A 23,592-nucleotide genomic window follows, 5' to 3' on the forward strand; every position below is an offset into this window, starting at 1 on the left:
ACGACGGTCGGGCGGCGCTACTCTTCTTCTTCCTCTTCTTCGACCGGCCCCCGTCCTCGCTCCCAGACCGCGTGGGCGGACGTGTCGTTCGGTGCCGTGTGCGAGACGTCTTTCATGGTGTCGCGATCGCTTGCCATATTGCCCTCCGATAGCTCGGAACCCCGTATTAACCCTTCGTGGAAAGAGATAATGAGTCCTGATACCATATTAGGTATTAATATGGAACGTCGCGACGCCGCCCGAGAATCTGAACGTATTCCGAGTATATCTCCTTGTACCCGTTGGAAAATTAACGAACGTACGGATAACGTCGAGCGACCGCAGCGATGAGGCGGACGGCCGCCGGACGAAGTAGCGTGTTCGGAAACCTCGACGCGACCGGAAACGTCGACCGCGACGGCCGAGCCTCCGTGGTCCGCGAGGGCGCGACGCTCGCGGTCGGTCGCGACGTCGACGCGCCGCCGGAGCGGACAGCCAGGGCGCTCCGCGACACGCGGCGGTGGCCCGACTGGAGTCCGTCCGTCAGCGGCGTCGAGAGCATCGACCGGTACGTCGAGACCGGAACGACCGGGCGGGTCCGGGTCGCGGGCGTCTGGGTCCCGTTCCGGGTGACGGGGGCGACGCGTCTCCGGTGGGACTGGCGAGTCGCGCGGATCCCCGCGACCGGGCACCGGGTCGATCGGTACTCGGGAGAGCCGGACCGGTGTCGAGCGGTGATCGAGGTCCCGCTGGTCGCGGCCGCGTACGTCCCGGTCTGCCGGCGCGCGCTCGATCGGTTCGCGGCGCTCGTCGAGGGGGAGTGACCCGGGCGGCGCTCCGGCGCTGAGGCGTTCGGGCGTCTCAGTTCTCGTAGCCCTCCTCGAACGGGTCGATGACCGCGCTGCCGGGCTCGTCCTCGTCGCGGGTGAAGCCGGGCCCCTGGGTCGCCAACTCGAAGACGAGGCCGTCGGGGTCGGTGAAGTAGACGCTCTTGAAGTAGGTTCGGTCCTTCACCTCGGAGACTTCGACGTCGTGGGCTTCGAGGTGCGCCTGCCACTCCTCGAGCGTCGCCTCGTCTTCGACGCCGAACGCGAAGTGGTGGCTCGCGCCCGGGCCCGGCGTCCCCTGCGAGTCCGGGTACTCGAAGTAGGTGACGTTGGTCCCCGGCTCGCCCTCCGGCGTCGGCGAGAAGTAGTAGTGCGGCGTCCCGGGGTCGTCGTAGTTCTGGGTCCGCTTGACCGTGTGCCAGCCGAGCACGTCCTCGTAGAACGCGGTGGTCTCCTCGATGTCGGTACAGATGTTCGTGACGTGGTGGAGCCCGGTCGTCGGCGGCGCGTCGCTCATGGTCTGTGTGAACGCTCGTCAGGGAAGTAGTTAGTCGTACTGGCGACCCGGCGGACGGCGGACGTCGGTACGAAAAGGAGCGCGTTGCGTGCGCGTCGGTGGCGGAACGGTTCGACCGCGGCTCAGACCGGCCAACCGGTTCGACCGCGGCTCAGACCGGCCAACCGGTTCGACCGCGGCTCAGAACAGGCCGACACCGACCGCGTACGGCCACGCGCTGCCGCCGACAGCGAGCAACGCGAGCGCCGCGCCGGCGCCGTAGACGTTCTTCAGGAAGCTCGTCATCTCGTTCTGCTTCTCCTCGGGGTCGTCCATCGACCAGAAGTCGTGCATCGTCACGGCGGAGACGAGGAGGAAGACGGCGAGCGCGCCGGCGGAGAGGACGGGGAACGCGCCCGCCGCGACGCCGAGGCCGCCGAGGACGAGGACGGCGCCGGACGCGATCACCGAGAACTGCGGGGCCGGGAGGCCCTTGAACTCGGCGTAGCCGGCCATGGTCTCGAGGTCCATGAAGTGGTTGAGGCCCATGAACGCGAGCGTCGCGCCGAAGACGATCCGGCCGAGCAGAAAGAGTTCGCCCGCGAGGGGGGTGTCGAACTGGAGCGGTAACGTCGCGAGTTCAGCTAACATCGTGTAACCTGCTATACGGACGTAACCTATTTATCGCTTCCCGGACCATTGGGTTAGTAGGTAACACCGATGTCATCACAGGACCTTTCGGCGGCGGAGTCGGCGGAGACGGCGGATTCGGGCGCTGACGTGGCGGCTGAGGCGACCGCGCCCGACACGCCCTGCCCGGTAATTGACTCCATCGAGCAGATCGGATCGCAGTGGCGGCTCGTCGTCCTCCACGAGCTGTTGAACGGCGAGGCGCGGTTCAACGAGCTGAAGCGGGAGACGGACGCGAACGCTCGGACGCTTTCGCGCGTGCTCGACGACCTCCAGGAGACCGGCTTCGTCGATCGACGGCTGGAGGAGGACTCGCCGGTGGCGACGTACTACAGTTTGACTGATAAAGGCGAGTCGCTCGCCCCCGTCTTCGAGGAGATCGACGACTGGGCCCACGAGTGGCTCGCCGAATGTGAAGCGTAAGCGTACGTTAGCAAGATTGAGCATCGTTTATAAATCAGAGTCCGTCTCGTGACTGTCCGTTTATAAGTCGCTAACAGCGAGTCGACGGTGAACACCCCCAAATTCCCAGCCGCGGGGGCGGCGCGAGCCACCGCGTCGTCTGACTCCCGTGATCCCTCTTTCGTGTCGCCCCGCCCGACCGAAAGGCGCTTTTCGCGGGGCCGCGACCGTCCGGTATGCTCACGGTCGCGCTCGCGGGCAAGCCGAACGCCGGCAAGTCCACCTTCTACACCGCCGCCACGATGGCCGACGTCGACGTCGCCAACTACCCGTTCACGACGGTCGACCCGAACCGAGGCGTGACCTACGTCCGCACCGAGTGTCCCTGTCTCGACCGCGAGGAGCGCTGTGGCAACGAGAACTGCCGCGACGGGAAGCGCTACGTCCCGGTCGAGCTGCTCGACGTCGCGGGGCTCGTGCCGGGCGCCCACGAGGGGAAGGGCCTCGGCAACCAGTTCCTCGACGAGCTGACGAACGCGGACGTCGTGTTGAACGTCGTCGACGCCTCGGGCGCGACAAACGCCGAGGGCGACCCCGTCGAGGTCGGGAGCCACGACCCCCTCGACGACGTGGACTTCGTCGAGGAGGAGATGGACCTGTGGCTCGCGGGCATCGTCGACCGCAACTGGGAGGGCGTCGAGCGGCAGTCGCGTTCCCCCGACTTCGACCTCGAAGGGGCGCTCTCGGACATGCTCACGGGCTTCGGCGCGACCGAGCGCGACGTGACCGCGGTCCTGCGCGAACTGGAGTATCCCGACGACCCGAAGGCGTGGGACGACGGCGACCGCGAGGCGCTCGCGCGGGCGGTCCGCCGCCGCACCAAACCCATCGTCGTCGTCGCGAACAAGGTCGACGCGGCGCCGGACGGCGCGGTCGAGCGCATCCGCGAGGGGACGGACAAACCCGTGATCCCCGCGACCGCCGACGGCGAACTCGCCCTGCGCCGCGCCGCGGAGGCCGGCGTCGTCGACTACGACCCGGGCGACGAGTCGTTCGAGGTCGTCGGCGACGTCTCGGATGACCAGCGCGCCGGCCTCGACGCGCTGCGCGAGTCGATGGCCGAACACGACGGGACTGGCGTTCAGACGGCCCTGAACGCCGCCGTCTACGACCTGCTCGACCGGATCACGGCCTACCCGGTCCAGGACGCCGGCAAGTGGACCGACGGGACCGGGAACGTCCTCCCGGACGCGTTCCTGCTGCCTTCGGGGTCGACCCCGCGGGACCTCGCGTACGCGGTCCACTCCGACATCGGCGAGGGGTACCTCCACGCGGTCGACGCGCGCGCCTCGCGCCGGATCGGCGAGGACCACGAGCTGAGCGAGGGCGACGTGGTCAAGATCGTCTCGACCGCCGGCCCCTGATCGGGACGAAGCGACGCCCTCTCGGTCCTGCTGGGTCCTTCCGGGCCTCGCCGCCGCTCACTCCAACGGTCGCGCGTACGTCACCTGTTTGGGCTCGAAGCCCGCGTCCCGGTAGAACCGCCGCGCGCCGTCGTTGCCCCACTCGCAGGAGACGGTGAGGTAGTCGCGGTCGGCCTCACGGGCCATCGCCGTCATCCGGTTCACGACCGCCGTGCCGTACCCCTCGTTCCGGTGGTCCGGGTCGATTTCGAGGTTCACGACGTCGAGGTACCGGCCACGCTCTCGGGAGGGGCGCTCTCCGGTCTCGACGGTGACGAACCCCACCGTCTCGCCGTCGGCGACGACGAGGTAGTCGGTCGTCGCGGGGTCGTCGAGGTGCGCGCGGAAGCCGTCGTCCGGCACCGATCCCGCGTCCTCGTAGACGATCTCGTTTAGCTCTGAGTGCGCCTCCATCGCCGTCGCAAGGTCGTACCACCGTTCGACGAGGGCGTCCAGGTCGCCCTCGCCGGCTTCGACGAGTTCCATGTCCGCCGGGACGGCGGAGGGTCCCTTCAGCCTTCCCTCGGCGCGGGTCGGCGTCACGTCCGGGAACGCGGCGCGGCTCCCGCGTGCGACCGATAGGCACATCCCGATCGCCCGAGACGGGCTTGTAGAGAGCGGCCATGCTCGGGCTCGAACACGACTTCCGGATCGTCGACACCCGCGCGACCCTCGACCCCGACGAGTCGTCGGTCGCCACCCACGGCCGAGACATCTCGCCGGAGCGGCTGGAGCGCGAGATGCTCCAGGCGGGCATCGTCCGCGCGGTCGCGAGCCCCGGCCAGCGCGCCGCCGGGCGGAGCTACCTCCGCGCGAACAACGCCGTCGCGCGCCTCTCCATCGACCGGCCGTTCGTCGCGTTCGCCCGCCTCAACGGCCCGCGCGACCCCGGGACCGGACCGGTGTCGGCGGTCCGGAACCTCCGCGCCGAGCGCGACGACCACCACACCCGGCCGGACGACGTCGAGCAGTACTCCTACGACGACCGCTTCCACGGCTTCACGCTGGCGCCCCACGCCGACGGCCTCCCGAACGAGGACGTGCTGGCTCGGCTGGAGGACGCGGACCTCCCCCTCTTCGTCCACGCCGGTCGGGAGTTCCCCCCCGAGGCGGTCGAGACGGAGCTGCTCGGCTACGACCTCCCGGTCGTGCTGGGGAGCTTCGGGGGCTACCCGCTGGACGCCGAGCTGATGAATCAGACGCTGGACCTGTTGGACGACTACGACCGCGTGTACGTCGACACGAGCGCGGTCCGGTACCGCGAGGTGCTCGAACGCGGCGTGCTGGAACACCCCGACCGCGTCCTCTTCGGCTCCGGCGCGCCCGACGTCCACCCCAACGTCGGCGTGATGGAAGTGCTCACCCTCGACGTCTCCGAGGACCTGATGGCCCGCGTGCTGGCGAAGAACCCCGCGCGCCTCGTCCCCGCGCTCGCCGAGGGCGCGGACGTCTGACGACGGGAACCGCCGCCCGCGGATTCCCCCTCGGCGCCGAAGCGACGGCCACTTGTCGCGTCGCGGCCGACCGACGACAATGAGCGACGAGGACGCGGACGTCCCGCGGACCCGCGCCGACGATCCCCACGTCGAGGTCGTCCGCGCGGTCGGCCACGAGAACGTCACCGCCGAACACGCGAGCACGTTCGAGCTCACGACCGACGACTGGCTCACCCCCGCCGGCGACTGTATCGTCGGCGTCGAGGCGGACCGGACCCCGCGAGACTTCTCCCCCGAGTTCCGCGAGGCGTGTCGGGACGCGGACGCGACGGTCGAGGCGACGCTCGTCGTCGACGCCGGCGACGAGACGTACGAGGAGACGATCACCGGCCGCGGCGACCCCGACCTCGCGCTGCTCGACGACCGCTCGATGGTCGGCCGGACGAGCGGCTACACCGACGACGAGCGGACGATCCTCGTCGACGGCGACGGCGCGGCCGCCGACCTCGACCGCGACCTCGTCGGCGCGCTGGCCGACGGGGCCGACCTCACGCTTCGGTTGGCGGTCGAGCCCGACGAGTAACTGCCACGCCGGAACCGTCTCAGTCGTCTGCCGCCGTCGCGAAATTAGACAACCCTAAATGAGTTTACCGTTGTTCCGCAACCCTTTTGCGGGGGTCCCGGGATGAACTGTGTATGAGCGACGTGAAAGCGGAACTCCGCGAACAGTTCTTGGAGGCGTTCGGCGGCGCAGACTTCCCCGTCGAGAACCAGATGGACCTCGTCCCCGCGCTGCCGGACGGTCCGGCGACGAAGTTCGAGGCCGGCGACGTGAGCTTCACCGCGATGGAGATGGCGGCGAAGCTCGGCAGCGAACAGGAGTTCCCCTACGACACCGCCGAGGAGCTCGTCGACGACATCCTCGACGGGCTCGAATCGAAAGGAATGATCTGAGACGGCCGACCGACACGGAACTTTTCCGTCGACACTCCGCGCTGTTTTCGGTTCCGTAGCCGACGCGCCGGCGGGAGGTTGATTACCGCGGAGCCGCTACGGCGGGTGTGTTCGCCGAGATCACGAGCCTGGTGCCGCGGTGGGTCCTCTGGGGGGTCGGCCTCGGGATCGCCGCCACCGGGGTGGTCGCGCTCGCCTTCTACCTCGGCGACCGGTTCGTGCCGGCTCCGGCCGCGTCGGCCGGCCGCCGCGGCGCCGCCGGCGACGAGCGCCGCCGCCGCGAGATCCGGACGTATCTGACCGCGGCCGGCGAGCGCTTCGCGGAGGACCACGCGTTCGACGGCGTCTCCGTTCCCTTCTACCTTCCCGAGCGCGGCGTCGCGATCACCTTCGACGCGCACGACTACTTCCGGCTGGAGGGCGAGGGCGTCTACACGGTCCTCTGCGAGCACGAGATGCCCGGCCGCGGGCTCGGCCGCCGGCTTCCGTTCGACGTCGACGAACCCGACTGGGCGACCGACGAGTCCGGTTCGGGGCGCGACCGCACCGGTCGGTTCGGCGGTGGCGGCTTCGGGACCGGCCGATCGGCCGGCGCCTCACGGCCGGGCGGCGCCGCCGGCCGCGCCGACCCCGTCGGCGACGCCTTCGACGAGCTCGGCGTCTCGCGCGACGCCGACCTCGACGCGGTGAAGGGCGCCTACCGCGAGCGCGTCAAGGAGACGCACCCCGACCAGGGCGGCGACGAGGAGTCGTTCCGGCGCGTCCGCGAGGCGTACGCGACCGCCCGCAACCACGTCGACGGCGGTCCGGCCGACCGCGACGCGGACCGCCGCCGCGAGCGACAGACCGGGTACGGGCGGTGACGCGAGCGGGCGCCGAGGTCGACTCCGCGTTCTCCGACGTCGCCTTCGCGGAGCGCGCGATCTACCTCCCCGCGAACGACGCGCTCGTCGTCGCCGACCTCCACGTCGGCCGCGGCGAGGCCTCCGCCGTCTCGCTCCCGCTCGGCGAGCGCGCGGACCTGATCGACCGGCTCCGCGACCTCCTCGACCGGTTCGATCCGGCGACGGTCGTCGTCGCCGGCGACGTCGTCCACACCTTCGACCGGGTCAGCGACAGGGCCCGCGGGGCGCTGGAGGCGCTCCGCGACGCCTGCGACGCACGCGGCGCCGCCCTCGAACTCGTCGCGGGCAACCACGACGCCGCGCTCGCGGACGCGTGGGACAGTCGGGTCCGCGACGAGTTGGTCCTCGATGAGTCCGGGGACCGGACCGCGAGCGACGCGCCCCGGACCGTCGTCTGTCACGGCCACGAGGCGCCCGCGACCGCGGCGGACCGGTACGCGATCGGCCACGTCCACCCGACGATCGAGATCGAGGGCGACCGCCGCCCCTGCGTCCTCCGCGGCGAGGGGACCTACCGCGGCGCCGACCTCCTCGTGTTGCCCGCGTTCACCCGGCTCGCCCCGGGCGTGGCCGTCAACGACATGCGGACCGACGCGTTCGACTCCCCGCTCGTCACCGACGCGGACCGACTGGCGCCGGTCGTTATCGACCCCGACGGCGGGGACGGGCCCGCCGCCGACGCGGGGGGCGGCGCGGGCGACGCCGGAGCGGTCCTCCGGTTCCCGCCCCTCGGCGAGTTCCGCGAGCTGTTGTGAACGCTTTTGTTCTGTCGTGCGTACTGTGAGCTATGAACACGGAGAACGCCTGCCTGGGCTGCGGCGAGCCGTTCGACTGGGGCGACGGCGAGTGCCCCGAGTGCGGCTGGGACCGCGACGAGTGGGCCGCGAGCGGCCGACACGGGCTGGAGAAGGAGGGGCACGGCGAGCCGGAGGAGGACGGGGAGTCCCGCGGCGGCGGGCTCGGCGGCCTCGGGCCGATCCGCTGAGGCGGGAAGCCGCGAGGGGTCCGACACCGCTCTCGAACCGCGGCTCAGTCGTCGCCGCTGAGCGTCCACGTCGAGGTGAACTCGTCGACGTCGCCGTCGTACGCCGAGGGACCGTCGCCAGACTGATCGACGTACGACGCGCCGGAGCCGTCCGGGCCGTCGGGGCCGTGGCGCGCGCGGTGGAGCGCGTCGCAGACTGCGCCCTGTCCGCCCATGTTCACGCTCGCCAGCCGGGAGCGCTTCTGGACCACGTCGAGTCGCTCGGCCGAGATGGGGTCGCCCTCCGGCGTCAGGAACAGCGTGTCGTCGGGCCCCGTCACGTGGCCGCTCGTCTCGACGCGGTCGAGGTAGTCGGCGACCGGGTCGGCGTCGACGACGACCGAGAGCCCGCCGAGGTCGACGTGGGCCTCGTCGCCGGCGACCTCGACGTCCGAGCGGTCGAGCGCGACGACCTGTTCCGGGTCGACGCCGGCGTCGAGCAGCGCGTCGACCGCCTCGCGCTGCGTGGAGACGCGAGCCTTGTCGGCGATGGCCGCGCGCACCTCCGCCACGCCGCCGTCCGCGTCCGGGAAGGTCTCCCCGAAGGTGTCGCGGGCGTTGACGCCGGTCGTGATCTCGTCGCCGTGCATGTGGTCGCACAGCTCGATCCGCGCCTCGTCGGCCCAGTCGAGCCCCTCGACCTCGTCGCGGGCGTCGGTCGCCATCATCCACGCGAACGCGGGCGAACACCACGCGGTCGGGAGCGTGAACCGGACCTCGACGCGGTCGCCGTCGACCTCGATCGCGTCGACGTAGTCGAGTTCGACGATCGAGCGGGCGAGCTCCGGGTCCTCGACGCGGTCGAGTCGGTCCCTGACCGCCGAGATTCGCTGCGGCTCGCCGGCCGGGTCGCTCGGGGAGTCGCCGCCGGTGTCGCTCCCGGCGTCGGCCGTCGGGTCCGTGCTGCTCCCCGACATCAGTCCGCGGCGGCCCCCGCGTCCCCGCCGTAGTGGGCGCCGAGGTCGAACCGCTCGGTGATGTCGTCGTCGCGGAACTGGCGCTTCTTCTCCTCGATGTCGATGTCGTACAGCTCCGCGACGTTCTCGCCCATGACCTTCTTCATCGTCTCGACGTCGAGTTCGACCCCGTACTCGTCGCGCTGCTCGTCGGTGAGCTCCGCGTTCATCACCTGGTCGACGAGCCAGTCGGGGTTCCACAGCGCGTAGTCGGAGCCGAACAGGACCCGGTCCTCGCCGAGCCAGTACAGCAGCTCGCCCATGATCTCGCCGAACTTCCGCGGGCGGTTCGTCGTCATCGCGGAGGCGACCGCGAGTCCGCCGTACACGTTCGGCTCCTGGGCGGCGATCCAGCAGAAGTCGTCGAGCCGCGGGAGCCCGACGTGGTTGACGATGAAGTTGAGTTCCGGGAACGACGAGGCTGCGTCGTCGATGTCCTTCACGTCGAACGCGTCGCGGTTGAGCGGGCGGATCGTCGGTCCCTTGTGGGCGTTGATGTTCTCGATCCCGAGGTCGGCGCACTTCTCTAAGAACTCGAAGGCCTCGTCGCTGTCGAGCCGCCACCCCTTCGACTCGCCGCGCCACTCGGCGGTGTACAGCTTCACGCCGGGGATGTCGTACTCCTCCTTGAGATGTTCGAGGTATCGGAGTCCCTCCTCGCCGTCGCGCGGGTCGAAGCTCCCGTTCAAGACGAACCGCTCCGGGTACTCTTCCGCGAGCTCGGCGTTCTGCTCGGTCGTGTTGAACCCCTCGTCGTAGAAGTCGTCGAGGTAGGTCGGCTGGAAGATCGCCATGTCGGCGGCCGCGTTCCCGAACAGGTCCTCGGTCATCTTGTCGGCGCCGTAGTGCCGGTACGTGTCGATGTCCCACTGCTTCTCCTCCGGGGTGAACCCGGTGTGGTAGTCGTAGAAGCACTGGAGGAACTGCTCGCCCCCCTCGTGAATGATGTTCTCCTCCCGCGCGTCCCACAGGTGAACGTGGCCGTCGATGACGAATATCTCCTCGCCGTCCATCTCGTACATACAAGTTAGCGTGAGTGTTGGTCACATATAACTATAAGGATCGTTCAGTATCGTTACCAATGGTAAGATGAGAGGTCTCGACACGTACGCTGGTCACTCGAACCACGCACATCCGTAACGAATGTTTATGTAGGTGTGTGAAAGAGTGTGAAACACATGCAAGCTGCCAGACTCCACGAGTACACCGACGACATGAGCGAGGGGCTCACGATCGACGAGGTAGACCGACCGCACGCGACCGGCGCGAGCGACGTGATCGTCGAGGTCGAGGGGGCGGGCTGGTGCCAGACTGACAACCACATCATCGAGGGGATGTGGGAGGAGTACGTCCCGCAGGACCTCCCGATGACGCTGGGCCACGAGAACGCGGGCACCGTCGTCGAGACGGGCGAGGACGTCGAGATCGTCTCGGAGGGCGACCCGGTGATCTGTCACCCGGTCCAGACCTGCGGCACCTGTCGTCCCTGCCGGCTCGGCGAGACGATGTACTGCGAGAACGACTCGTTCAACGGGCTCACCGTCGACGGCGGCTTCGCCGAGTACCTCCACACCAGCGAGCGCTCGGTGATCCCGCTGCCGTCGGGCGTCGAGCCGATAGACATCGCGCCCCACGCGGACGCCGGCATCACCGCGTACCACGCCGCGAAGAAGGCGGTCGCCGACCTGAACCCGGGCGACCACGCGGTCGTCATCGGCGTCGGCGGCCTCGGCCACATCGGCCTCCAGTGCCTGAACGCCATGAGCGCGGCCCGGATCACCGCGGTCGACCTGAAGCAGTCCGCCCTGAACCTCGCGGACGGGTACGGAGCCGACCACTTAATAAACCCGAGCGAGGCCGACGTCGCGGCCGAGATCGAGGGGATCACCGACGGGACGGGTGCGGCGCAGGTGCTCGACTTCGTCGGCGAGGACGTGACGACCTCGTACGCCCCCGACATCACCGCCGCCGGCGGCGACCACCACATCATCGGCTACGGCGGCCACGTCCACGAGCCGGCGCAGGCGCTGGTGAACGGCGAGTTCTCCTTCGTCGGCAACATCGTCGGTCGGTACGCCGAGCTACAGGAGCTCGTCGCGCTCGTCGAGCAGGGCGACGTCGACCTCCACACCAGCCGGTACGACCTCGGCGAGATCAACACCGTCGCCGAGAAGCTCGAACACCGGGAGATCGACGGGCGCGCCGTCATCACGCCCTGAGTCGGGCCCGGACGCCGAGCCGCAGTCCACGGAAGATTTTTATCGTTGGTTTCGAACACTCCCGATTATGGAGCGCAGAGCCCTCCTCACGGCGATAGGCGGATCCGCCGTCGCGCTCTCCGGCTGCGTCGGCGAGCCCGGAACGGACCCGGCGGCGAACGGGACCGACGGCGGCGCGAACGGGACCGACGGCCAATCGGACGACGGAGACGGGACGAGCCCGTCGCTCGACGTCGAACTCCGAACGGTGCCCCACGTCGTCACCGCCTACGAGCCGTCGCCGAGCCGCGGGATCGACCCGGACCACGTCGTCCCCGAGTCGGAGGTTCCGGACGCGCTGCGCGACCCGCTCGCCGCCGCGCTCGACGGCGGGTTCGAGACCGACGATCCGAGCGACGCGCTGCTGGCCGCGGTCGACGAGTTCCGCGTCTACGACCGCGGCGAGCTGAAGCCGTACGTCGATATCGACGGGACGCGCTACGCGTTCGACCCGACGCTCCCGACGTTCACCGCGGAGCTCCTCGACGAGGAGGCCGACGAGTACGACGAGGACCGCGTCCTCCGCGAGGCGGGACAGCGCGACGACCGCCGCTCCGAGGCGGTCGAGACCTTCGTCGACGCGTTGACCGCGTACGGCCCGAACGTGGCGCGGGGGGAGTACCGACGGTGCGTCCGCCCGGAGTCGGTCGCCGCGTTCCTCGAGGAGTACGACTACCTGGAGGACGGGCTCGGCGTCTCCCGGATCCGGACGGCCGTCGAGAACGAGGCCCCGCCGTACGGGATCACGGCGAGCGAACTGACCGACGGCGAGATGTGGGATCGACCGGTCGTCGACGAGTCGACGCTCGCCGACGAGGTCGTCACCTTCTTCGAGCGCGCGCTGGCCTCGGAACACCGGGCGCCCGCGCTGCCGACGGCGGACCGGAGCCAGCTCTTCGCCGACGACGTGCCGGACGCCTACGAGGAGTTCGCCGCCGGGCGCGACGAGCCGGTCTACTACCGGATCGACGGGACCGTGTACAGCGTCATCGTCGGCGAGTCGCTGTACGACCGGCTCCCGGTGTCGGTCTCGGTCGCGACGAGCGAGGACGCGCCCCGCGAGCTCACCCTCACCGTGGCGCCCGAACCCGAGAACGCCGACGGCGACGCCGAGGGGCCGTACACGTTCACGAGCCGGGGCGCGCTTCCGAGCGCCCTCTGGGTTTTCCACGATGGCGAGCGACGCTCGCTGGAGATCGTGGAGACAGAGGGCGTCGAGGGGCCGCACCCGAGCCGCAGCGACGGGCAGGCGTTGGAGTCGCTCACCGCGGGCGGCGAGATGGCGGCGACGTACGCGGTCCCGTCGGACCTGCCCGCGGGGACGTACGTGGGCCGCGGCCTGTTTTACGTCTCGTGGAACGTTCCGGGGCAGACCCCGAGCGAACACGGGGCGTACCCGTTCGAGGCGGCGATCGCGGTCGAGTGAGCGGACCCGGTCCTCCCCCGGCCGACCGAGCGCTCTCGGCGCGCGCGCGGACCGGGACGACCCCGGCGGGGCGGACGCAACTCGGGGAGGCTCAAATCGGCGCTTCACTCACGGGAAGGCATTTGTCGCCCGTTCGTGATCCCGGCGTATGGACACCTCCGTCTCGTCCGCGTCCGGGCCCGCTCCCTCGCGGCGGTGGTCGCTTTACGCCGGCGCCTACGCCTTCGGCTGCGGCGCGGCCACGTCGCTCCTCCTGTCCGCCGTCCTGCGCGTCTTCGTTCAGGTGATCGGGCTCCCCGAGTCGTTCCCCGTCCCCCTCCTCGCGGCGCCGGCCCTCCTCGTCGGCGGCGCGGTCTGGTGGGCGCTCGTCGAGCGCCGGGCGGCGTACACCTACCCCGCCGGGGTCGCATACGGGGCGCTGACGGCGCTCGGAACCGGACTCTGCTGGACCGCGTTGTTCCTCGTCGTCTGGAGCGTCGACCTGCTCGCTGCCGGACCCACGCCGCTCCTCGTCGGCCTCGTGGTCGGGGGAACGACGGCCGCCGGGGCGCTGATCGGCCCGCCGCTGATCCTCGTCCGGCGGCGCTACGCGGAGAGGTGAGGCGCGGCCGCGACCGCTAACTCCTTGTGACGCCGGCCCACATCGTTCGCCCATGGACGAGAACGGCGCCGGCGCGGACGCACCCGGCCGTGAGGGTCGGACCGATCCCCTCGCCGACGAGGACCTCTACCGCGTGCTCGGCCCGGACGGCAGCCCCCTGCCGGACGCGACGGTCCCGGACCTCTCGGACGAGGCGTTCCGCGCGATCTACCGCGACCTGGTCGTCACGCGTCGGTTCGACGAGCGCGCGGTGAGCCTCCAGCGGCAGGGCCGGATCGGCACGTACGCGCCCTGCGCGGGCCAGGAGGGGTCCGCGGTCGGCTCGACGCACGCGCTCGCTGACGACGACCTGATAAGCTACCAGTACCGCGAACACGGGGCGGTCGTCGTCCGCGATCTGCTCTCGGAGTACCTCCCCTACTGGATGGGCCACGAGTCCGGGACGGAGGCGATCGCCGACGGCAACGTCTTCCCGCTCAACATCGGCATCGCGGCGCACCTCCCGCACGCGGTCGGCGCCGCGTGGGCGTTCGATTATCAGGACGAGGACCGCGTTGTCGCCTGCCACTTCGGCGACGGCGCGACCAGCGAGGGGGACTTCCACGAGGCGATGAACTTCGCCGGCGTCTTCGACACCCCGACGCTGTTCTGCTGTCACAACAACGGCTGGGCCATCTCGATCCCGGAGTCGCGACAGACCGCGAGCGACACGTTCGCCCAGAAGGCGGCCGCATACGGCTTCGAGGGCGTCCGCGTCGACGGGATGGACCCCCTCGCGAGCTACGCGGTCACGCGGGAGGCGGCCGAGCGAGCTCGCGGTGACGATTCGGGGGACGGCTCGAACGGAGACGACCCGCGCCCCGTCCTCATCGAGTTCGTCGAGTACCGGTTCGGCGCGCACACGACCGCCGACGACCCGACCGCCTACCGCGACCCCGACGACGTGGACCCGTGGCGCGCGCTCGACCCGCTCGACCGGATGGAGGCGTTCCTCCGCGAGACCGGCCGGATCGACGACGAGGGCGTCGCGGCGATCCGCGAGGAGGCCGACGACGTCGTCGCCGACGCCATCGACTTCGCGGAGTCGGCCACGGCCGACCCGGCCGACATGTTCGACTACGCGTACGCCGAGCTCCCGCCCGAGGTCCGCCGCCAGCGCGACGAACTGCTCGCGGCCGTCGAGGAGCACGGCGAGGACGCGTTCCTGCGCGAGGAGTAGCGGTCGACCGCGAGGCGGTGCCGCCGCGGTCCGAGGACCGGCACGCCTATTGGTCCGCCGAGAGGTGTGCCCGCATGAACGACGCCGCCCTCCGGACTCGCCTCGACGCGATCCTCCTCCTGCTGGCGACGAACGCCCTCCTCCTGTTCGGGATCGGCTTCCGGTACGCGAGGGAGACAACGGTGGGAGTAACCGTCCTCGCCGCGCTCGTCGGGTACGGGCTCGTCCGGGGACGGCGGTCCGGCGCGCTGCCGTGAGAGGCGCCCGGCGCGGTGCCGCCCGTTCGGTTACAGGTGCTCCGCCGCCGCGTCGGCCGCCGTCCGGCCGCTCTCCAAGGCGCCCTGAATCGACGACCACTCCGTGTAGTCGCCGGCGAGGACGACCGGCCCCTCCGGGTCGTCGGGGTCCGGGAGGTCGGCGTGGACGCCCGGGGGCTGCGCGAACTGCGCGAACCGGATCCGGTGGACCTCGAGGGTCTGCAGCCCCTCGAACTGGCGCTCGGGGAACCACGCCGCGAGCGCGTCGCGGACGTCGTCGCGGAGGTTCGTGTCGTCGCGGTCGAGCGCGTCCTCGCCGAGGAACGTCGCGGCGAGCAGCGCGCGGTCGTCGGGCGCGTACTCGGGCGCGACCTCCGACATCGGGACCACGGCGTTCGGCGACTCGTCGGCCGCGTTGAGCAGGATGCGCTCGCCCGTCTCGAACGGCTCCCCCGCGGGGAGCGCGTACCAGCCGGTGACGTTCGGGACGCCCTCCGTGGGAACCGACTCGACGCCCGTGAGTCGCCGGGCCTCGGGCGGCGAGGTCGCCACGACGACGGCGTCCGCCTCGCGGGTCGCGCCGTCCGCGAGTTCGACGGTCGCGCCGTCGGCGTCGGCGGAGCCGGACCGGAAGGGGATCCGGCCCTGTCCCGCGATCCGGACGGACTCCACGTCCTCGCCCGTCTCGATGTCGACCCCGGCCTTCCGGGCGCGGTCGGCGAGCGCGGCGGGAAGCGCGGCCATCCCCTCGGCGGGGACGCCGATCGACCCGCGCCCCATCGCGCGGAACGTGTACTCGAAGACGTGCTTCGAGGTCGAGAGGGTGCGGTCGAGGGTGATCCCACCGTAGAACGGCTCCACGAAGTTCTCGACGTAGTCATCGGCGAACCCCCAGTCGCGCAGGTACTCGCGGATCGGCGCGTCCGGCCCGGCGAAGAACGCGTCCTCGTCGCGGTTCGCGAGGTCGTACCGGAGCGCGAGCGTCCGGAGTTTGTCTGAGAAGGACACCTCGTCGTTCAAAAGCGAGGGGAGCGCGGAGAGCGGGTCGCGCAGGGGGTCGCCGAGGGTCGAGCGCGACCCCGGCCGACAGATCGTCGCGCCGGGGGCGAACGTCCGGAGGTCGAGGGCGTCGAGCCCGTCGGCGCCGAGTTCGCGCTCGACGGCGGGGTAGCCCGAGAAGAGGACCTGGAAGCCGCGGTCGAGGGTGAAGCCGTCGACCGTCTCCGTGCGCACCCGGCCGCCGACCTCGGGCCGTCGCTCGTACAGCGTCACGTTCGCGCCCGCCTCGGCGAGCCGCGTCGCCGCGACGAGCCCCGCCAGCCCGCCGCCGACGACCGTGGCGTCTCCGTTCATACGTCGAGTATCGGGTCGCGGGTTTATAAGCGGCGGCGAGATCGGCTCGCGGAGGTCGCGGTGACCACGCTTTTCTCGGGGCCGCGAGATCTTCACGCGTGGATCGAGTCGCACTCGCCCGGTGGCTGTCGCTCGCCCTCGTCCCGCTCGGCGTCTGGCTATCCGTCAGCGGTTCGAACGCGGGAGCCCAGCTCGGCGTGCCGGTCGTCCTGTTCGGACTGGCCGGGTTCAGGCTGTCGGACCGGCTGTTCGACCCGGACGCCGCGTCGTCGTGGGGTTCCATCGACGCGAGAGCCGCGGACCTCTTCCAGCTCGGCGCCGCGTTCCTGGTGTTTGCGTTTCTCACTGTTGTTTTGGGCGGGTTCGAATCTCTCTCGGCCGTCGGCGCGTCCCTCCGGTCTCCGGGGGCGTCCGTCCTCGTCGCCGTCGTCGCCGGGGCGGTTCTCGGCGGCGGGCTGACGGCTCTTACGTACCGATGGGGGCGGCTTCGAGCCGTGAGCCGGACGGTCTGGTTCCGAGCGTTCGGCGGTGCCGCCACGTTCGGGACGTACCTCGCGCTCCTCGTCGCGGCGCCCTCGTCTGCGTTCCTGTACGCCGCGGTGTACGCGCTCGGTCAGTTGATCGCGCTCTTCCGACTGCCACCCTCCTCGCAGTGGTGATGTATCGGAACCGGTGAGCGGTCCGGACTCGGTTCCGTCGTGCGAGCGGATTCTCCTCTTTATAAACAGACGGCCGACGCGAACGCCCACGAAGCCCCAGCCGCGAGGCGGGCGCAGGCGACGCAAGCACTGGAAGGAGCGAACGAAGTGAGCGACTGAAGCGCGCAGCGAGCGTGCGCCCGCCTCGCGGCTGCCCCTTCGAGCCCCGCCCCGCACAGCACCGCAGCCTCACGCCTCCCCAGCCTCGTCGGCCTCCCTCCGGTCGGCCGACTCCCTCGCGCGTGCGACTCGCGCCCTGCGGGCGCTCGTCGGCACGCGCCACCGCGTTGTCGTGGTGTCAGTCCGCCGGCGGCCCGTCCCGGAGTGCGAAGCGATTAGTCGCCGCCGCCGCAACGTTCGGTATGGCTGATTTCGAGACCACGCCGGCGTTTCGGGGTTTAAAAAGTCGGGCGTCGGGGCGCGTCCACGAGACCGCCGACGCGGCGGCGATCGACGACGACGAGCGGGCGCGCGGCCTCGACCCGGTGTACGACTACGACGCGGTCGATCCGGACGACCTGTTCGACCCCGCCGCGCGCGGAGGGAGCGGCGACGCCCGGACCGCGCCCGCGACGGCGCGGGGACACTGGCGGTTCGACGCGCTCCTTCCCTTCCCGGCCGATGACGCGCTCACCGCGGGCGAGGGCAGCACGCCGCTCGTGGCTACCGAGCGGCTCGCCGAGGAGCTCGACGTCGACGCCGTGTACGTCAAAGACGAGGGCCGGAACCCGACCGGGACCGTCCTCGACCGCGGTCTCTCGGTGGCGGTGACCGCGACGGCGAAGCGGGCGGCGACCGGGGCCGACGTCGAGCCGCTCGTCTGCGCCAGCCCGGGCAACGCCGGGCAGTCGATGGCGGCGTACGCGGGCCGCGCGGACCTGCGCTCGTACGCGTTCGTCCCCTCGCGCTGTGCGTTCTCGAACAAGTCGATGACGAACGTCCACGGCGGCGAGATGCGCGTGGTCGGCGGGCGCTTCCCCGACGCGGCCGCCGCGGTCGACGAGCAGCTGGAGACCGACTACACCGACCTCGGCGAGTTCGCGACGCCGTACCGCCACGAGGGCGCGAAGACCGTCGCGTTCGAGCTCGTCGCCGACCTCGGCGACGCGCCGGACGTCGTCGTGGTCCCGACCGGCTCCGGCGAGGTCGTCGCCGGCATTTATAAGGGGTTCTCGGAGTTGGAGCGGGTCGGCGCGATCGACGGCACGCCGAGGGTCGTCGCCGCGCAGGCGTCGGGCTGCGCTCCGATCGCGGCCGCGGTCGAGCGCGGCCTCGACGAGCCCGAGCCGTGGGGGACGCCGGACACCATCTGCGGCGAACTGGAGATCCCTGACCCCGCGGGCGGCGCCGCGGCCGTCGAGGCGGTCACGGAGAGCGGCGGGACCGCCGTCGGCGTCGACGACGACGACATCTTGGCGAGCGCGGTCGCCGTCGCACAGAACGAGGTCGTCGAGGTTGGCGCGGCGGGCGGCGCGGCTCCCGCCGGCGCGTGGGCGCTCGCCGAGGAGGACTTCTTCGACGGCGACGAGACCGTCGTCCTGCTCAACAGCGACGCCGGTCTGAAGACGCCGGACATCCTGCGCAGCCACCTGATGGGCCAGGGTATTTAAAAGGAAACCGCCGATCCGGGCCGGTGTCGAATCCGCGACGGGTTCGACTCAGTCTCGCCGCGCGAGCAGCCCGGTCCCGAGCAGCGCGAGCGCGGCCGCGACGGCGCCGAAGCCGGGCGACTCCGCGCCCGTGTTCCCGTCGCTTCCGTCGCCGTCGCTCTCGTTCCCGTCCGCGGCCGTCAGCTCCGTCTCGTTCCCGTCCTCGCCGTCGGTCGACGAGCCGTCGTCCGAGCCGTCGGACGCGTCACCGTCGCCCGACGAGTCGCCGTCCGCCGAGGAGTCTCCGTCGGTCGAGCCGTCGGTCGACTCGCTGCCCTCGCTCCGGAGTTCGACCACCGCGTTCGACAGCGTCGTCGTGGACTCGATCACGCTGCGCGGCGCCGGCTGGTTGAGGTAGTTCGTGTTCATCACGACGTAGCTGTCCTCGACGCCCGCGGTCGTGCTGGCGTACGGCTCCTGCTCGAGGATGGCGGCCTCGGAGTCGGTGACTAAGATCAGCTCGGGGTCCGTCTCCAGGATCACCTCGTCGGAGAGCTGCGGGTACCCCGAGCCGACGTCGGCGGCGACGTTCTCGGTCCCGCCGACGTTCATGATCGCGTCGATGAAGGTGTTGTTCGCCGCGACGTAGCCGCCGCCGAGGGGGTACAGCGCGGCCGGGCGGTCGACGTCGGCCGTCCGCTCCTCGGCGGCGTCGACCGCGTCGTACATCTCCTCGTTGGTCTCCGCGGCGGCGTCGCACGCGCCGACGAGCCGGCCGATCGTCTCCGTCTTCTCGGCGATGTCCTCGACGGAGGTCGCCGCCGGGAAGTGGTACACGGTCAGCCCCTGCTCGCGGAGCGGCTCGACGTCCGCCGCCGAGGCGTTCGGCGCCAGCACGAGGTCGGGCTCGGTGGCGACGACGCGCTCGACGCTCGCGCCGAACTCGGCGGAGACGTTCGCGCGCTCCTCGGCGCCGTCGAGGTAGAAGGCGAACTGGCTCACGCCGACGACGCGGTCCTGCTCGCCGAGCTCCCACAGCGTCTGCGCGGCCGACGGGTTGATCGTCGTGATCCGCTCGGGACGCTCCTCCAGCGTCACCGTCTCGCCGGTGGCGTCGGTCGCGCTGAACGGGAACCCGCAGGCGCCGTCGGTCTGTGCGAGGCCGGTCCCCGTCGCGCCCGCGGCGCCGACCGACCCCCCCGCGCCCGCCGTCGGCTGCGCGCTCGCAGTCGGTCCGTCAGTCGATATCGTCGGCTGTGCGCCCGCGACCGTCCCGGCGACGCCGCCGATCAGGGCGGTCGTCACAAGCACGGCCATCGCGATCGCGAAGCTGTTTCGCATCGGATCGACGACCGGCCTCGTCCAATAAGTATTTACCTACTACAAGTTGTGTTGGAGTACGCATGCGACCCTGGGTGCGGTCGGCGGCGTGGTCGGCGGCGGGAGCCGCGCTGCTCGCGGTCGTCGTCGTCGGCAGCGCCGCGATCGGACCGGTTCGAATCCCGCCGGAGACCGTGCTGAAGTCGGTGTTGAACGCGCTCGCGGTACCGGCGGGGATCGAGACGAGCGCGGGCGGCGTCGGCCCGCTGCCGATACCCGGCGTCGGTCCCCTCACGATCCCGGGCGTCGACCTCGCGTTCGCCTCGCCGTTCGCGTATCCCGTCGACTCCGTCCACCAGCAGATCGTCGTGGGCGTGCGGCTCCCGCGGATCCTGCTCGCCGCGCTCGTCGGCTTCGCGCTCGCGGCCGCCGGCACGGTGATGCAGGGGTTCTTCCGCAACCCGATGGCGGACCCGTCGATCATCGGCGTCTCCTCGGGGGCGGCGGTCGGCGCGGTCGCGTTCATCGTCTTCCCCGTCGCGCTCTCGACGACCGTCGCGCTCCCGCTCGTCGGCCCCGTCGAGGTCGCGCTCTCGCGGGGTACCGGGACCAGCCTCTTCGCGTTCGTCGGCGCGCTCGTCGCCGCCTTCAGCGTGTACGCGATCGCGACGCGAGGCGGTCGGACCCCAGTCGCGACCCTCCTCTTGGCCGGTGTCGCGGTCCAGACGTTCCTCGGCGCGGTCGTCTCGTACCTCCAGCTGCAGGCCGGCGAGTCGCTCCGACAGATCGTCGCGTGGCTGATGGGCCACCTCTCGGGCGCCGCGTGGAGCGAAGTCGCCGTCACCGCCGCCGTCGTGCCGCCGCTCTTTCTCGTGCTGCTCGCGTACGCCCGCGACCTCAACGTCCTCCTGCTCGGCGAGGAGGAGGCGCGCGGGCTCGGCATCGCCGTGGAGCGCACGAAGCGCGTGCTGCTCGCTGCCTCGGCGCTCGTCACGGCCGCCGGCGTCGCGTTCGCCGGCGTGATCGGGTTCGTCGGGCTCATCATCCCGCACATGCTCCGGCTCGTCGTCGGCCCGGATCACCGGGTGCTGCTCCCGTCGGCAGCGCTCGCCGGCGGTACCTTCCTCGTCGCGGCCGACACGGTCGCACGCTCCGCGCCCGCGGAGTACCCGGTCGGGATCATCACCGCCGCGGTCGGCGCGCCCTTCTTCGTCTACCTGCTCGTGACCCGAGAGGTGACGGAACTGTGAGCGCCGACCGCCCCGAGGAGGTCCGGGAGTCCCCCGACGACGACGTGCGGTCGGCCGCGAACGGCCCGGCGTCGCTCCCCGACACGGCGCTCTCGTTCGGCGACGCGCCGCTCCTGTCGGCCGCTGACGTGGCCGTCTCGTTCGGCGACCTCGACGTCGTCTCCGGCGTCGACCTCCGGGTCGAGCCCGGCTCGCTCGTCGGCCTCGTCGGCCCCAACGGCGCCGGCAAGACCACTGTGCTGCGCGCGGTGACCGGCGCGGTCGAGCCGGACGCGGGGACCGTCGAGATCGGCGGCGACCCGGCCGCGTCGCTGTCGGCCAAGCAGGTGGGCCGGCGCGTCGCGAGCGTCCCGCAGGCGACGAACCTCGCGTTCGACTTCCGCGTGCGCCACGTCGTCGAGATGGGCCGGACGCCGCACCTCGGTCGCTTCGACGCGCACGGCGTCGAGGACGACGCCGCGGTCGACGCCGCGATGGCCGCGGCCGACGTCGAGCGCTTCGCGGACCGGTCTATCACCGAGGTCTCCGGGGGCGAGCGCCAGCGCGTGCTGCTCGCCCGGGCCTTAGCGCAGGCGGCCCCGCTCCTCCTCCTCGACGAGCCGACCGCGAGCCTCGACGTGAACCACGCGGTCGAGACGCTCGAACTGGTCCGCGAGTTCGTCGACGACGGCGACCGGGGCGCGATCGCCGCGATCCACGACCTCGACGCCGCCGCACGCTACTGCGACGAGGTCGTCGTCCTCGCGAACGGCGGCGTCCGGGCCGCCGGCCCCCCCGAGTCGGTGCTGTCCGCCTCGACCGTCGGCGCGGCCTTCGACGCGGAGGCGTTCGTCGGCCGCGACCCGGCGACGGGGACGCCGGCGGTGACTGCGTTCCCGCACAGCGACGTCGAGCCCCGCCGCGTCCACGTGATCGGCACGGGCCGGCCGACCGCGCGCGTCGTCGCCCGGTTGGCCGCCGCGGGCCACGAGCCGTCGGTCGGCGTGGTCCCCCCGGGCGACGCGGCCGCGGGCGCCGCCGCTGACGCGGGAGCGACCGCCGTGACGGCCCCGCCGTTCGAGGCGCCCTCCGAGGCGACGCTCGCGGCGGCACGCGAGCTCGCGGCCGACGCGGACGCGACGCTCGCGGTCGGGACCGAGCGCTCGGGCGACGGGGCGGACGGCCCGACCGCGGACGGCCCGACCGCTGACGGTCCGAACGCCGAGGTGGCCGCGGCCGCGGACCGAGTCGTTCCGGTCTCGGCCGACGTCGGCGGGGGGGAACTACTCGACGCGGTCGCGGCCGCGACCGCGGACGGCGAGTGAGTTCTCGCCCTCCCGCCGCCCGCGAAGCGTCACCGTTTATTCGCTCGCCCGCGTCCCTCCGACGATGAGCGTTCCCTGCGTCGCCGTCGACCGCGAGCGCGGCGAGAGCGTCCGGAGCCGGCTCGCCGACGCCGACGCCCTCGACGGCGACCATCAGATCGCGGTCGAGGACGACACGATCTACATCCCCGTCTCCGCCCGCGACCGAGTGCCCGCCGACCTCGCGGACCGGATCGTCGAGCGCGACGCCGCGGCGCGGGACCGCCCGACGACGCCCGCGGAGATCCTCGGCTACGAGCCCTCCCTGGAGCGGCTGGGCGACATCGTCATAATCGACGAGGACGACGACGAGCGCGCCCGCGAGATCGCCGACGCCGTGATGGCCGCCGATCTCCCCTGCGACACCGTCCTCAACCGCGCGTCGCCGATCGAGGGCGAACTGCGGGTCCGCCGGTGGGACGTGCTCGCCGGGAACGGTACCGAGACCGTCCACCGCGAGTACGGCCACGAGTTCCTGCTGGACGTCGCCGAGGTGTACTTCTCGCCGCGGCTCGCGACCGAGCGCCACCGCGTGGTCGAGGGGGTCGAACCCGGGGAGTCGGCGGTCGACATGTTCGCCGGCGTGGGGCCGTACGCGGTCCCGATGGCCTCTCGCGGCGCCGACGTGGTCGCCTGCGACCTCAACGAGCGCGCCGTCGAGTACCTCCGCGAGAACGCCGAGCGCAACGGCGTCGCGGAGCGGGTGACCGCGGTCGCGGGGGACGCCCGCGAGCTCGCCGACGAGTACGCCGACACGGCCGACCGCCTCGTGATGAACCTCCCGCACTCCGCCGAGGAGTTCTTGGAGACCGCCGTCGCGCTCGCGGGCGACGACTGCGTGATTCACTACTACGACATCCAACACGAGGACGACCCGTTCGGGCCGGGGCGGCGCGCGATCGAGGCGGCCGCCGGCGATGACTACGCGGTCGAGGTCGAGACCGAGCGCGTCGTCCGGTCGTACGCCCCCCACGAGTACAACGTCTGTCTCGACGTGCGCCTGACGCGCGTCGAGGACTGATTCCGGGCGCGTCGCTCGCGAGGAGACGTCGAGACAGCGAGAACGCCGCGCCGCCCCGAGGGGGGTCGGGGCGGCGCGGCCGGGGCCCGTCACATGACAAGCGGTCGCGGCGGCGGTCTCGGACC

At 71.5% G+C, this 23,592-nt stretch carries 26 protein-coding genes; 19 read left to right on the top strand and 7 right to left on the bottom strand.

Going from position 1 to position 23,592, the window contains the following annotated elements; genetic code table 11:
- Positions 1 to 356: 356 nt before the first annotated feature.
- Positions 357 to 803, top strand: coding sequence for an SRPBCC family protein (locus tag CPZ01_RS03655; RefSeq protein ID WP_096393484.1), 447 nt, complete (start codon positions 357 to 359; stop codon positions 801 to 803).
- A gap of 37 nt (positions 804 to 840) precedes the next feature.
- On the opposite strand, the gene CPZ01_RS03660 is transcribed toward CPZ01_RS03655, so the two are convergent.
- Together CPZ01_RS03660 and CPZ01_RS03665 are read right to left on the bottom strand one after the other, a co-directional pair.
- Positions 841 to 1,323, bottom strand: a complete 483-nt coding sequence (locus CPZ01_RS03660; RefSeq protein ID WP_096393485.1) for a VOC family protein — start codon at positions 1,321 to 1,323, stop codon at positions 841 to 843.
- Positions 1,324 to 1,503: 180 nt separating this feature from the next.
- Positions 1,504 to 1,953 carry a DoxX family protein gene (locus CPZ01_RS03665; protein WP_096393486.1) on the bottom strand — a complete coding sequence of 150 codons (450 nt, stop codon included), beginning with the start codon at positions 1,951 to 1,953 and terminating at the stop codon, positions 1,504 to 1,506.
- Positions 1,954 to 2,022: 69 nt separating this feature from the next.
- On the opposite strand from CPZ01_RS03665, the gene CPZ01_RS03670 reads away from it, so the two are divergent.
- Together CPZ01_RS03670 and CPZ01_RS03675 are read left to right on the top strand one after the other, a co-directional pair.
- Positions 2,023 to 2,415, top strand: coding sequence for a winged helix-turn-helix transcriptional regulator (locus CPZ01_RS03670; protein ID WP_096393487.1), 393 nt, complete (start codon positions 2,023 to 2,025; stop codon positions 2,413 to 2,415).
- A 215-nt stretch (positions 2,416 to 2,630) separates the two neighbouring features.
- Positions 2,631 to 3,818: a redox-regulated ATPase YchF gene (locus CPZ01_RS03675; RefSeq protein WP_096393488.1), complete on the top strand. Its 1,188-nt coding sequence runs from the start codon at positions 2,631 to 2,633 to the stop codon at positions 3,816 to 3,818.
- Between the two features lie 57 nt (positions 3,819 to 3,875).
- Here CPZ01_RS03675 and CPZ01_RS03680 read toward each other — a convergent pair whose 3' ends face one another.
- A complete protein-coding gene (locus tag CPZ01_RS03680) occupies positions 3,876 to 4,343 on the bottom strand; it encodes a GNAT family N-acetyltransferase (RefSeq protein WP_096396118.1) in 468 nt (155 codons plus the stop codon).
- A gap of 137 nt (positions 4,344 to 4,480) precedes the next feature.
- Here CPZ01_RS03680 and CPZ01_RS03685 point away from each other — a divergent pair, with 137 nt between their 5' ends.
- The 6 genes from CPZ01_RS03685 (at position 4,481) to CPZ01_RS03710 (ending at position 8,137) form a co-directional block, all read left to right on the top strand.
- Positions 4,481 to 5,311: an amidohydrolase family protein gene (locus CPZ01_RS03685; protein WP_096393489.1), complete on the top strand. Its 831-nt coding sequence runs from the start codon at positions 4,481 to 4,483 to the stop codon at positions 5,309 to 5,311.
- Positions 5,312 to 5,390: 79 nt separating this feature from the next.
- The gene (locus CPZ01_RS03690; RefSeq protein WP_096393490.1) at positions 5,391 to 5,876 is read left to right on the top strand and encodes a DUF371 domain-containing protein; all 486 of its coding nucleotides are present in this window, start codon (positions 5,391 to 5,393) and stop codon (positions 5,874 to 5,876) included.
- A gap of 113 nt (positions 5,877 to 5,989) precedes the next feature.
- Entirely contained in the window at positions 5,990 to 6,247 is a 258-nt protein-coding gene (locus CPZ01_RS03695; RefSeq protein WP_017342743.1) for an MTH865 family protein, read from the top strand.
- 107 nt (positions 6,248 to 6,354) lie between these two features.
- Positions 6,355 to 7,110 (top strand): J domain-containing protein, encoded by a 756-nt coding sequence (locus CPZ01_RS03700; RefSeq protein ID WP_096393491.1) that lies wholly within the window; start codon positions 6,355 to 6,357, stop codon positions 7,108 to 7,110.
- Entirely contained in the window at positions 7,107 to 7,907 is an 801-nt protein-coding gene (locus CPZ01_RS03705; RefSeq protein WP_096393492.1) for a metallophosphoesterase, read from the top strand. The genes CPZ01_RS03700 and CPZ01_RS03705 overlap by 4 nt, the downstream gene beginning before the upstream one ends.
- A gap of 32 nt (positions 7,908 to 7,939) precedes the next feature.
- Positions 7,940 to 8,137, top strand: a complete 198-nt coding sequence (locus CPZ01_RS03710) for a hypothetical protein (protein ID WP_096393493.1) — start codon at positions 7,940 to 7,942, stop codon at positions 8,135 to 8,137.
- Positions 8,138 to 8,181: 44 nt separating this feature from the next.
- Here the strand turns inward: CPZ01_RS03710 and CPZ01_RS03715 are convergent, their stop codons facing one another.
- Both CPZ01_RS03715 and CPZ01_RS03720 read right to left on the bottom strand, forming a co-directional pair.
- Entirely contained in the window at positions 8,182 to 9,093 is a 912-nt protein-coding gene (locus CPZ01_RS03715; RefSeq protein WP_096393494.1) for an iron-sulfur cluster assembly protein, read from the bottom strand.
- Positions 9,093 to 10,154, bottom strand: coding sequence for an amidohydrolase family protein (locus CPZ01_RS03720; protein ID WP_096393495.1), 1,062 nt, complete (start codon positions 10,152 to 10,154; stop codon positions 9,093 to 9,095). The genes CPZ01_RS03715 and CPZ01_RS03720 overlap by 1 nt, the downstream gene beginning before the upstream one ends.
- Before the next feature lie 156 nt (positions 10,155 to 10,310).
- On the opposite strand from CPZ01_RS03720, the gene CPZ01_RS03725 reads away from it, so the two are divergent.
- The 5 genes from CPZ01_RS03725 to CPZ01_RS03745 all read left to right on the top strand — a co-directional run bounded on the left by CPZ01_RS03725 (position 10,311) and on the right by CPZ01_RS03745 (position 14,893).
- Positions 10,311 to 11,351, top strand: coding sequence for an NAD(P)-dependent alcohol dehydrogenase (locus tag CPZ01_RS03725; protein ID WP_096393496.1), 1,041 nt, complete (start codon positions 10,311 to 10,313; stop codon positions 11,349 to 11,351).
- Positions 11,352 to 11,418: 67 nt separating this feature from the next.
- Positions 11,419 to 12,816, top strand: a complete 1,398-nt coding sequence (locus CPZ01_RS03730) for a hypothetical protein (protein WP_096393497.1) — start codon at positions 11,419 to 11,421, stop codon at positions 12,814 to 12,816.
- Between the two features lie 148 nt (positions 12,817 to 12,964).
- Positions 12,965 to 13,417, top strand: coding sequence for a hypothetical protein (locus CPZ01_RS03735; RefSeq protein WP_096393498.1), 453 nt, complete (start codon positions 12,965 to 12,967; stop codon positions 13,415 to 13,417).
- Between the two features lie 52 nt (positions 13,418 to 13,469).
- Positions 13,470 to 14,636: a thiamine pyrophosphate-dependent dehydrogenase E1 component subunit alpha gene (locus tag CPZ01_RS03740; RefSeq protein ID WP_096393499.1), complete on the top strand. Its 1,167-nt coding sequence runs from the start codon at positions 13,470 to 13,472 to the stop codon at positions 14,634 to 14,636.
- A 74-nt stretch (positions 14,637 to 14,710) separates the two neighbouring features.
- Positions 14,711 to 14,893 (top strand): hypothetical protein, encoded by a 183-nt coding sequence (locus tag CPZ01_RS03745; RefSeq protein ID WP_096393500.1) that lies wholly within the window; start codon positions 14,711 to 14,713, stop codon positions 14,891 to 14,893.
- 30 nt (positions 14,894 to 14,923) lie between these two features.
- Here the strand turns inward: CPZ01_RS03745 and CPZ01_RS03750 are convergent, their stop codons facing one another.
- Entirely contained in the window at positions 14,924 to 16,246 is a 1,323-nt protein-coding gene (locus tag CPZ01_RS03750; RefSeq protein WP_096393501.1) for an NAD(P)/FAD-dependent oxidoreductase, read from the bottom strand.
- Between the two features lie 98 nt (positions 16,247 to 16,344).
- On the opposite strand from CPZ01_RS03750, the gene CPZ01_RS03755 reads away from it, so the two are divergent.
- On the top strand, positions 16,345 to 16,905 hold the full coding sequence (locus CPZ01_RS03755) for a hypothetical protein (RefSeq protein ID WP_096393502.1): 561 nt from the start codon (positions 16,345 to 16,347) through the stop codon (positions 16,903 to 16,905).
- A 401-nt stretch (positions 16,906 to 17,306) separates the two neighbouring features.
- Complete coding sequence (locus CPZ01_RS03760) at positions 17,307 to 18,554, top strand: pyridoxal-phosphate dependent enzyme (RefSeq protein ID WP_096393503.1); 1,248 nt, start codon at positions 17,307 to 17,309, stop codon at positions 18,552 to 18,554.
- Between the two features lie 48 nt (positions 18,555 to 18,602).
- On the opposite strand, the gene CPZ01_RS03765 is transcribed toward CPZ01_RS03760, so the two are convergent.
- A complete protein-coding gene (locus CPZ01_RS03765) occupies positions 18,603 to 19,874 on the bottom strand; it encodes a PGF-CTERM-anchored ABC transporter substrate-binding protein (RefSeq protein ID WP_096393504.1) in 1,272 nt (423 codons plus the stop codon).
- Positions 19,875 to 19,936: 62 nt separating this feature from the next.
- Here CPZ01_RS03765 and btuC point away from each other — a divergent pair, with 62 nt between their 5' ends.
- From btuC to CPZ01_RS03780, 3 genes are all read left to right on the top strand, one after another.
- Positions 19,937 to 21,103 carry a vitamin B12 ABC transporter permease BtuC gene (gene btuC, locus CPZ01_RS03770; RefSeq protein WP_096393505.1) on the top strand — a complete coding sequence of 389 codons (1,167 nt, stop codon included), beginning with the start codon at positions 19,937 to 19,939 and terminating at the stop codon, positions 21,101 to 21,103.
- A 44-nt stretch (positions 21,104 to 21,147) separates the two neighbouring features.
- Positions 21,148 to 22,407 carry an ATP-binding cassette domain-containing protein gene (locus CPZ01_RS03775; RefSeq protein WP_096396120.1) on the top strand — a complete coding sequence of 420 codons (1,260 nt, stop codon included), beginning with the start codon at positions 21,148 to 21,150 and terminating at the stop codon, positions 22,405 to 22,407.
- Positions 22,408 to 22,471: 64 nt separating this feature from the next.
- Positions 22,472 to 23,467: a class I SAM-dependent methyltransferase gene (locus CPZ01_RS03780; protein WP_096393506.1), complete on the top strand. Its 996-nt coding sequence runs from the start codon at positions 22,472 to 22,474 to the stop codon at positions 23,465 to 23,467.
- Positions 23,468 to 23,592: the final 125 nt, after the last annotated feature.

Source organism: Halorubrum trapanicum (genome assembly GCF_002355655.1).
GTDB classification, from domain to species: domain Archaea; phylum Halobacteriota; class Halobacteria; order Halobacteriales; family Haloferacaceae; genus Halorubrum; species Halorubrum trapanicum_A.

Coding starts and splice junctions, on each gene's coding strand:
- CPZ01_RS03660 (WP_096393485.1), bottom strand. CDS start 1,323: ATGAGCGACGCGCCGCCGACGACCGGGCTCCACCACGTCACGAACATC.
- CPZ01_RS03665 (WP_096393486.1), bottom strand. CDS start 1,953: ATGTTAGCTGAACTCGCGACGTTACCGCTCCAGTTCGACACCCCCCTC.
- CPZ01_RS03670 (WP_096393487.1), top strand. CDS start 2,023: ATGTCATCACAGGACCTTTCGGCGGCGGAGTCGGCGGAGACGGCGGAT.
- CPZ01_RS03675 (WP_096393488.1), top strand. CDS start 2,631: ATGCTCACGGTCGCGCTCGCGGGCAAGCCGAACGCCGGCAAGTCCACC.
- CPZ01_RS03680 (WP_096396118.1), bottom strand. CDS start 4,343: ATGGAACTCGTCGAAGCCGGCGAGGGCGACCTGGACGCCCTCGTCGAA.
- CPZ01_RS03685 (WP_096393489.1), top strand. CDS start 4,481: ATGCTCGGGCTCGAACACGACTTCCGGATCGTCGACACCCGCGCGACC.
- CPZ01_RS03690 (WP_096393490.1), top strand. CDS start 5,391: ATGAGCGACGAGGACGCGGACGTCCCGCGGACCCGCGCCGACGATCCC.
- CPZ01_RS03695 (WP_017342743.1), top strand. CDS start 5,990: ATGAGCGACGTGAAAGCGGAACTCCGCGAACAGTTCTTGGAGGCGTTC.
- CPZ01_RS03710 (WP_096393493.1), top strand. CDS start 7,940: ATGAACACGGAGAACGCCTGCCTGGGCTGCGGCGAGCCGTTCGACTGG.
- CPZ01_RS03715 (WP_096393494.1), bottom strand. CDS start 9,093: ATGTCGGGGAGCAGCACGGACCCGACGGCCGACGCCGGGAGCGACACC.
- CPZ01_RS03720 (WP_096393495.1), bottom strand. CDS start 10,154: ATGTACGAGATGGACGGCGAGGAGATATTCGTCATCGACGGCCACGTT.
- CPZ01_RS03725 (WP_096393496.1), top strand. CDS start 10,311: ATGCAAGCTGCCAGACTCCACGAGTACACCGACGACATGAGCGAGGGG.
- CPZ01_RS03730 (WP_096393497.1), top strand. CDS start 11,419: ATGGAGCGCAGAGCCCTCCTCACGGCGATAGGCGGATCCGCCGTCGCG.
- CPZ01_RS03735 (WP_096393498.1), top strand. CDS start 12,965: ATGGACACCTCCGTCTCGTCCGCGTCCGGGCCCGCTCCCTCGCGGCGG.
- CPZ01_RS03740 (WP_096393499.1), top strand. CDS start 13,470: ATGGACGAGAACGGCGCCGGCGCGGACGCACCCGGCCGTGAGGGTCGG.
- CPZ01_RS03745 (WP_096393500.1), top strand. CDS start 14,711: ATGAACGACGCCGCCCTCCGGACTCGCCTCGACGCGATCCTCCTCCTG.
- CPZ01_RS03750 (WP_096393501.1), bottom strand. CDS start 16,246: ATGAACGGAGACGCCACGGTCGTCGGCGGCGGGCTGGCGGGGCTCGTC.
- CPZ01_RS03760 (WP_096393503.1), top strand. CDS start 17,307: ATGGCTGATTTCGAGACCACGCCGGCGTTTCGGGGTTTAAAAAGTCGG.
- CPZ01_RS03765 (WP_096393504.1), bottom strand. CDS start 19,874: ATGCGAAACAGCTTCGCGATCGCGATGGCCGTGCTTGTGACGACCGCC.
- btuC (WP_096393505.1), top strand. CDS start 19,937: ATGCGACCCTGGGTGCGGTCGGCGGCGTGGTCGGCGGCGGGAGCCGCG.
- CPZ01_RS03780 (WP_096393506.1), top strand. CDS start 22,472: ATGAGCGTTCCCTGCGTCGCCGTCGACCGCGAGCGCGGCGAGAGCGTC.